Annotated in this window: 14 protein-coding genes; 13 read left to right on the top strand and 1 reads right to left on the bottom strand. The window is 43.0% G+C overall.

Annotated elements, in window-relative coordinates; genetic code table 11:
* Nucleotides 1-15: 15 nt before the first annotated feature.
* The 13 genes from ABOA58_RS17820 to ABOA58_RS17760 all read left to right on the top strand — a co-directional run bounded on the left by ABOA58_RS17820 (nt 16) and on the right by ABOA58_RS17760 (nt 14,376).
* Nucleotides 16-1,011, top strand: a complete 996-nt coding sequence (locus tag ABOA58_RS17820) for a thiamine pyrophosphate-dependent dehydrogenase E1 component subunit alpha (RefSeq protein ID WP_350302909.1) — start codon at nt 16-18, stop codon at nt 1,009-1,011.
* Nucleotides 1,012-1,023: 12 nt separating this feature from the next.
* Nucleotides 1,024-2,007, top strand: coding sequence for an alpha-ketoacid dehydrogenase subunit beta (locus tag ABOA58_RS17815; protein WP_350299435.1), 984 nt, complete (start codon nt 1,024-1,026; stop codon nt 2,005-2,007).
* A gap of 26 nt (nt 2,008-2,033) precedes the next feature.
* Entirely contained in the window at nt 2,034-3,320 is a 1,287-nt protein-coding gene (locus ABOA58_RS17810) for a dihydrolipoamide acetyltransferase family protein (protein WP_350299434.1), read from the top strand.
* 319 nt (nt 3,321-3,639) lie between these two features.
* Nucleotides 3,640-5,550 (top strand): methylmalonyl-CoA mutase family protein, encoded by a 1,911-nt coding sequence (locus ABOA58_RS17805; protein WP_350299433.1) that lies wholly within the window; start codon nt 3,640-3,642, stop codon nt 5,548-5,550.
* Between the two features lies 1 nt (nt 5,551).
* On the top strand, nt 5,552-7,744 hold the full coding sequence (scpA, locus tag ABOA58_RS17800) for a methylmalonyl-CoA mutase (protein ID WP_350299432.1): 2,193 nt from the start codon (nt 5,552-5,554) through the stop codon (nt 7,742-7,744).
* Nucleotides 7,744-8,871 (top strand): methylmalonyl Co-A mutase-associated GTPase MeaB, encoded by a 1,128-nt coding sequence (meaB, locus tag ABOA58_RS17795; protein WP_350299431.1) that lies wholly within the window; start codon nt 7,744-7,746, stop codon nt 8,869-8,871. The genes scpA and meaB overlap by 1 nt, the downstream gene beginning before the upstream one ends.
* A gap of 210 nt (nt 8,872-9,081) precedes the next feature.
* A complete protein-coding gene (locus ABOA58_RS17790) occupies nt 9,082-9,519 on the top strand; it encodes a BrxA/BrxB family bacilliredoxin (RefSeq protein WP_034308239.1) in 438 nt (145 codons plus the stop codon).
* 359 nt (nt 9,520-9,878) lie between these two features.
* Nucleotides 9,879-10,190 (top strand): hypothetical protein, encoded by a 312-nt coding sequence (locus ABOA58_RS17785; RefSeq protein ID WP_350299430.1) that lies wholly within the window; start codon nt 9,879-9,881, stop codon nt 10,188-10,190.
* A gap of 160 nt (nt 10,191-10,350) precedes the next feature.
* Entirely contained in the window at nt 10,351-11,154 is an 804-nt protein-coding gene (locus ABOA58_RS17780) for a transporter substrate-binding domain-containing protein (RefSeq protein WP_413020380.1), read from the top strand.
* 121 nt (nt 11,155-11,275) lie between these two features.
* Nucleotides 11,276-11,935: an amino acid ABC transporter permease gene (locus tag ABOA58_RS17775; RefSeq protein WP_034311315.1), complete on the top strand. Its 660-nt coding sequence runs from the start codon at nt 11,276-11,278 to the stop codon at nt 11,933-11,935.
* A complete protein-coding gene (locus tag ABOA58_RS17770) occupies nt 11,928-12,650 on the top strand; it encodes an amino acid ABC transporter ATP-binding protein (protein ID WP_350299428.1) in 723 nt (240 codons plus the stop codon). The genes ABOA58_RS17775 and ABOA58_RS17770 overlap by 8 nt, the downstream gene beginning before the upstream one ends.
* Nucleotides 12,651-12,840: 190 nt before the next feature.
* The gene (locus ABOA58_RS17765; protein WP_350299427.1) at nt 12,841-13,830 is read left to right on the top strand and encodes an aromatic acid exporter family protein; all 990 of its coding nucleotides are present in this window, start codon (nt 12,841-12,843) and stop codon (nt 13,828-13,830) included.
* Between the two features lie 30 nt (nt 13,831-13,860).
* A complete protein-coding gene (locus ABOA58_RS17760) occupies nt 13,861-14,376 on the top strand; it encodes a L,D-transpeptidase (protein WP_350299426.1) in 516 nt (171 codons plus the stop codon).
* Between the two features lie 42 nt (nt 14,377-14,418).
* Here ABOA58_RS17760 and prli42 read toward each other — a convergent pair whose 3' ends face one another.
* Nucleotides 14,419-14,514 carry a stressosome-associated protein Prli42 gene (gene prli42, locus ABOA58_RS17755; RefSeq protein ID WP_155726463.1) on the bottom strand — a complete coding sequence of 32 codons (96 nt, stop codon included), beginning with the start codon at nt 14,512-14,514 and terminating at the stop codon, nt 14,419-14,421.

Raw genomic sequence — 14,514 nt, 5'->3', positions numbered from 1 at the left:
TCAGGAGGTTTTATGATGGTAGAAAAACGTCATGAACAATTAGGCTTAAATGAGGAAACGGTTTTAGATATGTACCGGACAATGCTTTTGTCCCGCAGAATTGATGAGCGCATGTGGCTTTTAAACCGATCCGGGAAAATTCCCTTCGTGATTTCCTGCCAGGGGCAAGAAGCGGCACAGGTTGGGGCAGCGTTTGCGCTTGATCGGCAAAAGGATTATGTACTGCCTTATTATCGGGATGTCGGTGTGGTACTAACATTCGGAATGACCGCAAAAGACTTGATGCTTTCCGGTTTCGCAAAAGAGGAAGATCCCAATTCCGGCGGGCGCCAAATGCCTGGTCATTTCGGTCAAAAGAAAAATAGGATTGTCACTGGATCATCGCCTGTAACGACACAGGTCCCGCATGCTGTTGGAATTGCCCTTGCAGGGAAGATGGAAGGTAAGGATTTGGTAACATTCGTAACGTTTGGGGAAGGTTCATCCAATCAGGGCGATTTTCATGAAGGGGCCAACTTTGCAGGTGTGCACAAGCTACCGGTCATTTTCATGTGTGAAAATAATAAATATGCGATTTCAGTTCCTATTGAGAAACAGCTATCATGTGAAAATGTTTCCGACAGGGCGATTGGCTATGGGATGCCTGGAATAACGGTGGATGGCAATGATCCATTGGAAGTGTATGCAGCGGTGAAAGAAGCGGCTGACCGTGCACGAAGGGGAGAAGGCCCTACACTGGTGGAAACCGTTTCATACAGGCTCACGCCTCATTCAAGTGATGATGATGACCGAAGCTACCGGACTGCGGACGAAGTGGCCGAAGCCAAAACGAAGGACTCGATAATGACATTTGGAGCGTATTTAAAAGAAGTGGGAATCTTGGATGATGACCTTGAGAAACAAATGAATGATGAAGTCATGAAGATAGTCAACGAAGCAACCGATTATGCTGAAAATGCTCCATATCCGAAGGCTGAAAGTGCTATGAATCATGTGTATGCACAAAAGTAAGGGGGTAATAGAATGCCAGTGATTTCATATATAGATGCCGTGACAATGGCAATGAGGGAAGAGATGGAACGCGATTCCCGTGTATTCGTATTGGGTGAGGACGTAGGAAAAAAAGGTGGGGTCTTTAAAGCCACTAATGGTTTATACGACCAATTCGGTGAAGCCAGGGTCATCGATACCCCGCTCGCTGAATCTGCAATTGCAGGAGTGGGAATTGGAGCCGCCATGTATGGGCTTCGGCCGATTGCTGAGATGCAATTCGCTGATTTCATCATGCCTGCCATTAACCAAATCGTTTCAGAGGCAGCTAAAATTAGATACCGTTCCAATAATGACTGGAGCTGTCCTATGGTAATCCGTGCACCATATGGCGGAGGGATTCATGGAGCTCTTTATCATTCACAATCGGTTGAAGCAATCTTTGCCAATCAGCCGGGCTTGAAAATTGTGATGCCTTCCACTCCGTATGATGTAAAGGGTTTGCTTAAAGCTGCCATTCGCGATGAAGACCCAGTGCTTTTCTTTGAACATAAACGGGCGTACCGCTTGATCAAGGGTGAGGTACCTACTGAAGATTATGTACTTCCCATCGGTAAGGCGGATGTGAAAAGGGAAGGGGAAGACATTACTGTCATCTCCTATGGCCTTTGTGTGCATTTTGCCCTTCAGGCAGCAGAAAAATTAGCTGCAGATGGAATTTCTGCACATGTTCTTGACTTGCGTACAGTCTATCCTTTGGATAAGGATGCTATCATAGAAGCAGCATCTAAAACGGGGAAAGTACTACTGGTTACGGAAGATAATAAAGAAGGAAGCATCATGAGTGAGGTCGCAGCCATCATTGCCGAGCATTGCCTTTTTGATTTGGATGCCCCTGTAAAACGATTGGCCGGACCTGATGTACCTGCCATGCCATATGCGCCTACGATGGAAAAACATTTTATGGTGAATCCTGATAAAGTGGAAAGAGCAATGAGGGAATTGGCCGAGTATTAATGACTGTTAAGAAGGAGGAACGAATAATGGCTATGGAATTAATGAAGATGCCTCAACTAGGCGAAAGTGTCACAGAGGGAACCATCAGTAAATGGCTAGTGAAGCCTGGGGATCATGTCACGAAATACGACCCGCTAGCTGAAGTGATGACGGATAAAGTAAATGCTGAGGTTCCTTCTTCCTTCACCGGCATCATCAAGGAATTGAAAGCGGATGAAAATCAAACATTGGCAGTCGGGGAAGTTATTTGCTCGATTGAAGTTGAAACGGCAAAGACGGATAACGAAAATGCTGGGCAAGCTGTTTCACATAGTGAGGAAAATGTTGATGCACCTGTTACAAGTGAAGTGCAGCAAGCTGCCGAACCATCAAGGAAAGCTCGCTATTCGCCTGCCGTGTTAAAACTTTCTCAGGAGCATGGAATCGATCTTTCAAAAGTTAAAGGAACGGGGAATGAGGGACGGATCACTCGCAAGGATTTACTGAAACTTGTTGAATCAGGAAATCTTCCTAAGGCGGATGAGCCTTCCGTGATATCCGATTCGGCTCCAAAAGAGACCGCACCTCAAGTTAGTCGTCAAACGAGTCCAGTAACAAACGTGCCGACTGCTGCTGGTGACAAGGAAATACCTGTTACCGGAATCCGTAAGGCAATTGCGTCCAATATGTTGAAAAGTAAGCACGAAATCCCGCATGCTTGGACGATGGTGGAAGTTGACGCAAGCAATATGGTGAAGTTGCGTGATAATCTAAAATCCGACTTTAAACAAAAAGAAGGCTATAATTTAACGTACTTTGCCTTTTTCGTAAAAGCGGTTGCTCAAGCCCTTACGGAATTTCCAGAGCTCAATTCGATGTGGGCTGGCGAAAAAATCATACAAAAGAAAGAAATCAATATATCGATAGCCGTTGCAACTGAAGATGCCCTATTTGTACCGGTCATTAAAAATGCAGATGAAAAATCAATCAAAGGTATAGCAAGGGAGATACAGGAACTCGCATCCAAAGTGAAGTCGGGTAAGTTAAAAGCAGAGGATATGCAAGGTGGTACGTTCACTGTTAATAACACTGGCTCATTCGGCTCTGTCCAGTCCATGGGAATCATCAATTATCCACAGGCGGCCATTTTACAAGTTGAAACGATTGTAAAACGCCCAGTGGTCATAAATGACATGATTGCAGTACGAGATATGGTGAATCTCTGTTTATCACTTGATCATCGTGTTTTGGATGGACTGGTATGTGGACGATTCCTCGCGAGGGTTAAAGAAATCATCGAAAAGATTTCCAAAGATAACACTCCCATATACTAAAGTGAAGAAAAGGAAGGCCGGAAGGTCCTTCCTTTTTTTTGTACTTCACTTTTCCGTAGAAAAACATCGACAAAAAATTTATTTTTGCTATTATTTTATTAAGAGCTGTTCTAATACAGATCAGGGGCTGTACTTGATTTATAAAGAGGCGAAATAGGCTAGTGTTTTCCCTTATAACAGATTTGCTAATTTCTATTGTCTTAAATTTCAAGAAAAATATGGTAGAATGTTAGTATAATCCAGATTAAATTGACGGGAGGGTGGTTTTCTTATCCAAAACTGACTGAGCGTTCGTTCTCCCAATGAAGGGACAGGGCGTATGAGGCGGCAAAAGATAAGAAAGCGATTACAGATGGAACTGAAAGATGTAAAAAACATAACCTTTCCTAAGCCTTCTTTTGAAGAGTGGAAAGAAGCTGCAGAAGCAAGTTTAAAAGGGAAAAGTGTAGAAAAGCTAAAAACGAATACATATGAGGGCATCACTTTATATCCGCTCTATACAGAAAAGGCGGAATCAACGGAAAAAGTAGCTGAATTGCCAGGATTCTTCCCTTTCACCCGAGGAACGTCCCCAACGGGCTATCATGAAAAACCTTGGCTTGTCGTTCAACCTGTAAGCGGTATCACGGCTGAAGAAGCAAATGAAAAGATGAAGGCTTCATTCAAGCGCGGTCAAAATGTCGTGGCATACCCTGCACGATTGCTTGCCGAGGGAGCAAGGGCTGAAAAATTGTTTAAGGATATCCCATTAAAGGAAATCCCGGTTTTCATTGACCTTAAGGGGAAACAAAAAGGATTATTCCCTCAATTCAAAGCGGTTGCCGAAGCACAAAATACCCAATTGACAGGCGTTATTGCTGAAGATCCCATTGCAGAATGGCTCATTTGCGGTCAGCTGCCAGAAGATACGGATATCTATTTTGCAGACTGGCTGAAGACGATCCAAGATTATCAGAAGGTAGGAAGGGATTTAAAAACAGTTTTGATTAATACGGCAGTCTACCATAATGGAGGAGCCAATGCCGTACAAGAAATAGCTTGCGGATTAGCGGCAGCCGTCCAATATCTATTGGAAGGGCAAAAGCAAGGGCTTTCTATTGCTTCGGTTTCCGAAAAAATAGTATTCTCTTTTGCTGTGGATTCAAATTACTTCATGTCCATCGCTAAGCTACGGGCTGCAAGAAGACTTTGGGCAGGTCTTGCAGAAGCTTTCGATACAGCATCGGACCATTTTAGAATGGCGATACATGCCGTTACTTCCGAGTTGACAGAAACGCTATATGATCAGCACGTCAATATTCTTCGGACAACAAACCAAGCTTTCGCTGCCGCTATTGGAGGCATTCAATATCTTCAAATTCATCCATTCACACACGCAACTGGTGAAACCGATGATTTCTCAGAAAGAATTGCCCGTAATACTCACTTGATTTTAAAAGAAGAAACAAATATCACAACAGTGGTCGATCCTGCTGGCGGTTCATGGTATGTTGAGCAACTAACGGATGAATTGGCTGAAAAGGCTTGGGCGAAATTCCTTGAAATCGATGCAGCTGGAGGGATTCTTGAGCTAATTAAACAAGGCACCCTTCAGAAGGAAATAGCTGAAGTTTACCAAGAAAAAGTTCAAAATGCGGCTTTCAGAAAAGAAAGTATCATCGGAACTAATGTATATCCGAATCCGGCTGATAAGATTAAAACCACGACACAGGATATCCATGTGTCTTATATGAAAGTTGAGAAGCCGGTTGGCATTGCCCCACTTGACTTGGATCGGGTATCCATTCAATTCGAACAGTTAAGACTACGCAGTGAAAAGTATAAAGAAATAAGTGGTACGGCTCCAACTATTGGTTTAATTAATTTGAAAAATCTTAAATCCTATAAACCTCGTGCAGATTTCGTTACAAGCCTTGCTGCAGCAGGTGGTATTGAAACAACCGGAAGCAAGGGGTGTCAAACCGTCGAGGAAGCAGTCGATTATGTAGCTGCGACCAAGCTCCCTATCTATTGTGTTTGCGGCAGTGACGGTGACTATTCGGAATTAGCGCCAATCACCATAAAAGAAATTAAAAAGCAATTCCCTGAAATCACTATTTATAGTGCAGGCAAGCAGCAAGAAGAATTTGAGATTACACTAAGTGAAGCCGGAGTCAAAGATTTTATCCATGTCAAAACGAATGCAATAGCCATTTTATCGGAATTATTGCAGAAGCTGGGGGTGAACTGAAATGAAAAAACCGAATTTTTCTGCTATAAATCCTGCTAAGTCTGAGATTAAAGGTACGGTGGAAGCATGGAAAAAGGAAGCCGAAAAAGCCGTTGGGAAAAACATTGAGGATCTTTTGTTTGAAACCAATGAACAAATAAAAATCAAACCGCTTTATATTGAGGAAGATAATCGTGACTTGGAGCATATGGAAAGTGTGCCAGGCATCGCTCCTTTTACAAGAGGGCCCTATCCTTCGATGTATGTCAATCGTCCTTGGACGGTACGTCAATATGCAGGTTTTTCGACTGCTGAGGAATCCAATGCGTTTTACAGACGTAACCTGGCGATGGGGCAAAAAGGGCTCTCAGTTGCCTTTGATTTAGCTACACACCGCGGTTATGACTCCGATCATCCACGCGTTGTCGGTGATGTGGGGAAGGCGGGAGTTGCCATTGATTCCATTCTTGACATGAAAATCCTATTCGACGGCATTCCGCTTGATCAAATGTCCGTGTCAATGACGATGAACGGCGCAGTATTACCCATCCTTGCATTTTATATCGTGACAGCTGAAGAACAAGGCGTAACACAGGATAAGCTTTCAGGAACGATTCAGAATGACATCTTAAAGGAATACATGGTTCGGAATACGTATATCTACCCACCTGAAATGTCCATGAAAATCATAGCTGATATATTTGAGTATACATCCAAATATATGCCCAAGTTCAATTCCATTTCCATCTCCGGTTATCATCTGCAAGAAGCGGGGGCGCCGGCTGATATCGAACTTGCCTATACGTTGGCGGATGGGCTTGAGTATGCACGTACCGGAATGAAAGCAGGTATTGATATCGATAAATTCGCACCGCGCTTGTCATTCTTCTGGGCTGTAGGAATGAACTATTTCATGGAAGTGTCGAAAATGCGGGCGGCTCGTTTCATTTGGTCAAAACTGATGAAACAATTCGAGCCGAAAAATAATAAAGCGATGGCATTGAGAACCCATTCCCAAACCTCCGGCTGGAGCCTCTCCGAGCAGGATCCGTTTAACAATGTCGCAAGGACCCTTATTGAAGCGCATGCCGCTGCACTTGGACATACACAATCCCTGCATACGAACGCATTGGATGAGGCCATTGCCCTGCCAACGGATTTCTCGGCACGCATTGCACGTAACACACAGCTATATCTGCAGGAGGAAACGGGGATCACAAAAGTAATCGATCCATGGGCTGGTTCATACTATGTAGAATCACTCACAAATGAATTAATCGAACGGGCTTGGGCTCACATAGAAGAAATCGAAGGCCTTGGCGGAATGGCGAAGGCTATTGAAACCGGCCTTCCAAAAATGAGGATCGAGGAAGCCGCTGCAAAGCGTCAGGCTAAAATCGATTCTCAAGATGAAACGATCGTAGGCGTAAATAAGTATCGTTTGAAAAAAGAAGATCCGATTGAAATACTGGAGATTGATAATACAGCAGTTCGCGAAAGTCAGCTTAAGCGTTTGAGCGAATTAAAAGCGAAACGTGATCAGGAAAAGGTGGATGAAGCTCTTCAAGCGCTATCCATGGCTGCCAGAACTGGCGAAGGTAACCTTCTTGAACTGGCTGTGCAAGCTGCAAGAGTACGGGCTTCATTAGGTGAAATCTCCGATGCAATCGAAGAGGTTGCTGGACGTCACAAAGCAACAATTCGTTCTATCAGCGGTGTATACAGCTCGGCATACTCAAAAGAAGCGGAAATTGAGGAAGTCGTCCGCATGACGGAAGAGTTCCTTGAAAATGAAGGAAGAAGACCGCGGTTGTTAATGGCTAAAATGGGCCAGGACGGTCATGATCGCGGAGCTAAAGTAGTCGGAACGGGGTTTGCGGATTTGGGCTATGATGTCGATATCGGTCCATTATTCCAAACGCCGAAAGAAACCGCCATCCAGGCCGTGGAAAATGATGTGCATGTAGTCGGAATGAGTTCGCTTGCTGCCGGCCATAAAACATTGTTGCCGCAGCTTATGACGGAACTGAAGAACTTGGGCCGAGATGACATCATAGTGATCGTAGGCGGCGTCATCCCTGCGCAGGATTATGATTACCTAATGGAAAATGGCGCTACAGCCATTTTTGGACCTGGTACGGTCATTCCGCAGGCAGCAAAGAAAGTGCTTCAGGAAATATACAATCGCCTCGGATATGAGGAAGTGGCTCAATAATGACTGAAGACAAGAAGCCCGAATGGGTCGATCATAACAATCAGGAAGGTTTTGCTACTTCTTTAAAGCCAGGTGTGGAATTAGCAGCAAGCCAAAACAAACCTTCAAAAAGCAAATTCGTCAAAAAACATAATGTAAACATACCGGTCCATGAACTTAAAGAGGGAATCATAAAAGGGGACAGGGCCAAGCTAGGTAAAGGGATTACATTGGTTGAAAGCAATGCATCCCACCATTTGGATCATGCACAGGAATTATTGCATAGCATCCTTCCTCATACAGGGAACTCGATGCGCATCGGGATTTCCGGAGTGCCCGGTGCCGGGAAAAGTACCTTCATCGAGACGTTCGGAACCTACTTATGTGACAGGGGCCATAAGGTTGCCGTTCTAGCCGTCGATCCAAGCTCTTCGATCAATGGCGGAAGTATACTAGGCGATAAGACAAGGATGGAGGAGCTGGCAAGAAACCCTCATGCCTTCATAAGACCCTCTCCATCCGAAGGCACTCTAGGAGGAGTTCACCGCAAAACGAGGGAAACGATGTTGCTTTGTGAAGCAGCAGGATTTGATGTGATACTGATTGAAACTGTCGGTGTCGGTCAGAGTGAAGCTATAGTTCGAAGTATGGTCGACTTCTTCATGCTCCTTGTCCTTACAGGTGCCGGAGATGAGTTACAAGGGATGAAAAAAGGGATTCTGGAACTTGTGGACGGAATTGTGGTCAATAAAGCCGACGGAGAGAACATTCCGCTGGCAATTAGGACGAAGTCAGAATATAGCAGAATCTTGCACTTCCTTCAGCCAGCAACAAAGGGATGGGCAGGAAAGGCATATACTTGTTCAGCCATAACCGGTAAAGGAATTCCTGAGCTTTGGGGTGTAATGAATGAATTTACCGATTTGACCAAGGAATCGGGTGTTTTTCAAGAACGGAGAAGAATGCAATCCAAGGAATGGCTTTATTCATTGATGGATCACCAACTTAAAACGATGTTTTATAAAAATGAAACCGTCAAAAGTCTTCTCCCAATCCTCGAGAATCAAGTGATGTCAGGGAATAAAACGGTCACTGCTGCTGTTAAGCAGGCCTTTCAATCTTTTACCGATACATTTAAGTCAAATTAAAAAGAAATGGGATGGGGCAGGCGTGGATTGTCTCCCACGCCTGCCCCATCCTTTTGTAAGTCTTGTTGTTACACACATGATTCCCGCTTACCTTTCGTTTTAAACGTGTTCGGAAATGGTTTATGCAGTTTTGACAGGTAAATATATTGAATCACGAAGTGGCAATTGTTATGATAGAATTGAAGAGAAAACTTGGAAGGAGCACATGCCATGAATATGGATTTTAATTTTTTAATGAACGACGTAGTCAAACAGGCTCGCGATGAGATAAAGACTGCTGGATATACAGAATTGACTACTCCCGAGGAAGTAGAGGAAGTATTTGCACAAAAAGGAACGACACTTGTTATGGTCAACTCCGTTTGTGGCTGCGCCGGGGGAATAGCTAGACCTGCAGCGGCACATGCAATCCATAATGATAAACGCCCAGATCAGCTTGTAACCGTTTTTGCTGGGCAAGATAAAGAAGCGACGGAGAAAGCCCGTGATTATTTCGAAGGATATCCGCCGTCATCCCCATCATTTGCATTGCTGAAGGATGGAAAAATCATCACGATGATAGAGCGCCATGAAATTGAAGGACACCACCCGATGTCTGTAGTAGAAAAATTACAAGACTACTTCGATCAATATTGCGAAGAAGTGTAAACCATAGCGATAACCTAAAAACCCGCCCAATCGGCGGGTTTTAGTTTGTCGACAAAAAGAGGTTCGGAATGGTCTCATCCTGAACATGATCTTAAAACAAGGCTAGAATATCATAGGTGGTTATTACTTTAATCCATATTGGATTGCAGAGATTACGACACTCCTCCCGGATAATTGGCTTTTAAGCCCCTGTAGGTGCTTGCTTTAATGGGGCTTTGGCAGACAGTCGGCGGAAAGGGAGCAGGATCTCTGAAATCAACTGGAATGTAATTTTAAGAAAAAAACTGTAGGCGGACATCCCGAACCAAATTTAAGAACAGGTGATCCTTGATTGTTTTTTTACAGTAATCCTTAATGGATTGAAGAAATTTGCGACACTCCTGCCGAGTAACTGGCTAGCCGAGACCCCACAGGCGCTTGCGCTGAGGAGGCTTGGCAGACAGTCGGCGGAAAGGGAGCGGATTTCTGGAATCAACAGAAATCCTTTTTTAGAAAAAAACTATATGAAAACTGGCTTTTGTTCGAATTTGTCTACAGTCTTAACCCGCCCAATCAGCGGCTTTTCATTCATGAAATTGCATAAGTCAGGAACTTTTGGGAAAGAAGATAGATATGGAAGCAGATATATTACCTTTGGTGAGAAAGCGCCAAGCCTAGATGTGAAATTATAATAATATTCTGAAAAATGAATCTATTGTTTACGTTATTGAATAATTATTAGAGTGTGTTAAAATACACATTAGTGTATGAATATTAGTTATTCGAAATTTAACTAACCTAATTTAATAACAAGAGAATTGAAAATATCATTTTGGAGGAATAATAATGAAGTTGAAAAAGCAGTTAGCATTGTTGCTTACTTCTGTTTTATTAGTAGGTATTTTAGCGGCATGCGGAACATCAGAGAAAGAAGATAAGAACACAGCTGACAAAGAAGACAAAAAGGTCCTGGTAATGGGAACATCTGCGGATTACCCGCCATTTGAATTTGTTGAAACATCTAAAAGTGATGAAATCCAAGGATTTGACATTGATATCGCTAAAGCAATCGGAAAAAAATTAGGTTATGAGGTCCAAGTGAAGGACATTGACTTTAATAGTCTTGTGCCTGCTCTGGAAAATAAATCGGTCGATTTCGTTATCTCTGGAATGACTCCAACAGAAAAACGTGAGCAATCAGTCGATTTCAGTGATATTTACTATACAGCTAAAAACATGATCATCACGACAAAGGACAGTAAAATTAAAACTGTTGAAGATTTAAAAGGGAAAACGGTAGGCGTACAGCTTGCATCCATTCAGGAGACATTGGCAAATGACTTGAATAAATCCCAAGATATCGGGATGAAAGTTGAAAAAAGGAATCGTATTCCTGAGGTTGTTCAAGAAATGTCAACAGGACGTTTTGACGCCGTGATCATGGAAGATACTGTGGCAAAAGGCTACTTGAAAGATAATAAAGAATTGGTGGGGCATTTGATCGAGTCCGGTGAACAAGATGCCGGTTCGGCAATCGCTTTCCAAAAAGGAAGCAAGTTAACTGAAGAATTCAATGCCGAGTTGAAAAAAATGTTAGAGAATGGTGAAATGGAAAAATTAATATTAAAATGGTTCGGTGGCAGTGAAACTGAATAAAACAGAGAGATGAAAAGCGTTCAGAATGCCTTCTGAACGTTTTTCCGCGCTTTATTGTTAATAAAATGAAGCAGGAGGAAGGCCCTAAGATAACGGGCCTTCATAAGAGAGGATGAATGGAGTGAATCTGGAATTTGAAAGGATTATGCCTTCCCTTCCATATATCCTGGAGGGAATACCGACTACATTAAAGGTTGTAGCGGTAGCGGCAGTAATCGGATTTGTTTTGGGAATATTATTATCTATACTTAAAATCAGCAGAATCAAGCCATTGAATTGGATTGCTGACTTTTATACATCCATTTTTCGCGGTACCCCTTTGGTGCTGCAATTAATGCTGATTTATTTTGGTTCACCACAAATATTAGGGATTCAAATCGAAGCGTTCCAAGCAGCATTTTTAGCATTCGGGCTAAATTCAGCGGCCTATATCTCTGAAATTATCAGGGGAGGCATTTTAGCGGTCGATAAAGGCCAACGAGAGGCTGCACTTGCACTTGGGGTTCCCTATTCAGGGATGATGCTTAATATTATCCTTCCGCAGGCCATCAAGAATATCCTGCCATCCCTTGTAAACGAATTGATTTCCTTAACGAAGGAATCAGCCGTTGTCACAATTATTGGATTAGGGGATATCATGCGCCGTGCTTATATTGTCGGCGGTGAGACATATAAATTCTTCGAGCCGATTTTATTTGCCGGTCTCATTTATTATGTGATGGTCATGATTCTCACCATCTTAGGCAAAGTGATTGAAAGGAGAATGAGACGCAGTGATTAAAATTGATGGACTCAAAAAAAATTATGGTAAGCTCGAGGTTTTAAAAGGAATCAGCACCGAGATAGGACAGGGTGAAGTGTTAGCGATCATCGGTCCATCCGGTTCGGGAAAATCAACTTTCTTGCGCTGCATCAATATGCTGGAAACTCCAACTGATGGTCAAATCAGGTTCAAAGATCAAATCATCACTGAAAAAAAGACCAATATCATGAAAGTGCGTGAAAATGTCGGAATGGTATTTCAACATTTTCATTTATTTCCACATAAAACCGTACTGGAGAATCTGATATATGCACCTATGAAGGTGAAAAAATTATCAAAGGCCGAGGCTGTAAAACAAGCTCGTGAGCTCTTGACTAAAGTCGGTTTGGCCGATAAAGAATCGACTTATCCGAATCGTCTGTCAGGCGGACAAAAACAAAGGGTCGCGATTGCACGGGCATTGGCAATGAACCCGGAAGTAATGCTTTTCGATGAGCCGACTTCAGCGCTTGATCCCGAGATGGTAAAAGAAGTGCTCGAGGTTATGAAGTCACTGGCACATACGGGGATGACCATGCTGATCGTAACGCATGAAATGGGATTCGCCAAAGAAGTGGCCGATCGAGTACTATTCCTGGACGGGGGTCTGCTCGTTGAGGAAAGTGCTCCGGAAGAATTCTTTTCCAATCCGAAAAGCCAGCGTGCAAAAGACTTCTTGGAAAAAGTTTTATAAGCTAAAGCAAATAGTATATAATTGTGAAAAAAGGTAACGTTTAGTTACCTTTTTTATTTTTTTCCTATAATGTATTTTTGTGTGCATGTATTTAGAAAAATTGGAAAATTAACGCACAAAGGACTGTAAAAATATCTGATTTCCTGATAGTATTATAATAGATAGAGAAAGAGCCAGGTGATACATAACAATGTTTAAAATCGGATACAGGACGATTAAAACTGCTTTGGGGGCCACCCTGGCAATTATTATTGCACAAATGCTTAATCTCGAATATTTCTCTGCCGCGGGAATCATTGCGATCTTATGCATCCAAGTTACAAAAAAGAAGTCGGTGTATGCCTCCTGGCACCGGTTTTTAGCTTGTTTGATCGCAATGGCCTATGCATCCCTATTATTTCAGTTCATCGCATTTCATCCGCTGATAATAGGTTTGATCCTCTTGATTTTCATTCCAACGACAGTTGCCTTGAAGATTAATGAGGGGATCGTGACGAGCAGCGTCATCATCATGCACCTATACGGGTCGGGTGACATCACTTTTTCCCTGCTGATCAATGAAACGATATTAATTGCAGTTGGAGTTGGAGTGGCACTTGTCATGAATCTGTACATGCCCAGTGTCGATGACAAACTGCTGGCCTATCAGGAAAGTATCGAAACGAACTTCAGTGCGATCTTGATGGGAATTGTCCGCTATTTGAGGGATAATGATCACACATGGGATGGTAAGGAAATCACCGAAACAGCCAATCTTCTTAATCAAGCCAAGAGCCTTGCCTTCAGGGACGTGGAAAATCATTTTTTAAGGGAAGAAGACCTGTATTACCATTATTTCAAAATGCGTGAAAAGCAATTTGAAATAATTGAACGAATTCTTCCCCTGGTCACGAATATTCCTTTGGTCGTCAAGCAAAGCGGGATAGTGGCTGATTTTATAGAAGATTTGGCAGAAAACGTCCACCCACAAAATACGGCCATCCTTTATCTGAAGAAGCTTGAGGAAATGGAGATTCATTTTAGGGGAATGGCACTGCCGCAGACACGTGAAGAGTTCGAATCCAGGGCTGCATTACTGCAGCTCATGAAGGAAATGGAGCGCTATTTATTGTTGAAGCATTCCTTCAAGGGATTACCCAAGCTGACCGGCAACCGAATGAAAAAGAGGCACTTGGCTTAAACTAAGCAAAAAAGTAAAGGGATGATACAAATGAAATGGATCCTTTCTTTGTTGCTTATGCTATCTTTGTGGCCGTTACAGGTACAGGCCCAGCCTCAATCGGTCAAACCTGGCGATCCGTTTATCATCATCAATAAAGCCAACAATAAATTGGCTTTCATAGATGATAACGAGGTCAAGGAAATTCTGCCGGTCGGTACGGGAAAGAGTCAGGAACTGACACCTGAAGGGATATTCACGGTCAAAGTAAAAGCGGTCAATCCATATTACCGGAAAAAGAATATTCCTGGCGGCGATCCCAGGAACCCTTTGGGGTCGCGGTGGATTGGATTCGATGCGCGAAATACCGATGGGAGGATATACGGCATACATGGTACGAATCAGCCATCATCGATTGGTAAATATATTTCAAATGGCTGTGTCCGGATGCTTAAATCCGATGTGGAGCGTTTGTACGAAAAAGTCCCCATCGGCACTAAGGTGTTGATCACCCTATCGAACGAGGATTTCAAAACGCTGGCAAAGAAAAACGGAGCGATAAAATAAAGAGAGGGAAGCTTTTTGCTCCCCTCCCCGATACGGTGTCTATTACAAAAGAAATGCGATACCTGATAATAAGCTCGTTAATAACATTGAGATAAGCATCAAATACACGACGATCTTTCTGATTTTCTTGTTTCCCAT

This window comes from Peribacillus frigoritolerans (assembly GCF_040250305.1).
Lineage (GTDB): Bacteria > Bacillota > Bacilli > Bacillales > DSM-1321 > Peribacillus.
Note: the sequence above shows the minus strand (reverse complement) of the source record. Positions and strands in the feature narration are given on the sequence as shown.

Bases quoted from the DNA above. Each gene is read 5' to 3' on its own strand.
- ABOA58_RS17760 (WP_350299426.1), top strand. From the start codon at position 13,861: ATGAAATGGATCCTTTCTTTGTTGCTTATGCTATCTTTGTGGCCGTTA.
- scpA (WP_350299432.1), top strand. From the start codon at position 5,552: ATGAAAAAACCGAATTTTTCTGCTATAAATCCTGCTAAGTCTGAGATT.
- ABOA58_RS17790 (WP_034308239.1), top strand. From the start codon at position 9,082: ATGAATATGGATTTTAATTTTTTAATGAACGACGTAGTCAAACAGGCT.
- ABOA58_RS17765 (WP_350299427.1), top strand. From the start codon at position 12,841: ATGTTTAAAATCGGATACAGGACGATTAAAACTGCTTTGGGGGCCACC.
- ABOA58_RS17810 (WP_350299434.1), top strand. From the start codon at position 2,034: ATGGCTATGGAATTAATGAAGATGCCTCAACTAGGCGAAAGTGTCACA.
- meaB (WP_350299431.1), top strand. From the start codon at position 7,744: ATGACTGAAGACAAGAAGCCCGAATGGGTCGATCATAACAATCAGGAA.
- ABOA58_RS17815 (WP_350299435.1), top strand. From the start codon at position 1,024: ATGCCAGTGATTTCATATATAGATGCCGTGACAATGGCAATGAGGGAA.
- prli42 (WP_155726463.1), bottom strand. From the start codon at position 14,514: ATGGGAAACAAGAAAATCAGAAAGATCGTCGTGTATTTGATGCTTATC.
- ABOA58_RS17820 (WP_350302909.1), top strand. From the start codon at position 16: ATGGTAGAAAAACGTCATGAACAATTAGGCTTAAATGAGGAAACGGTT.
- ABOA58_RS17805 (WP_350299433.1), top strand. From the start codon at position 3,640: ATGAGGCGGCAAAAGATAAGAAAGCGATTACAGATGGAACTGAAAGAT.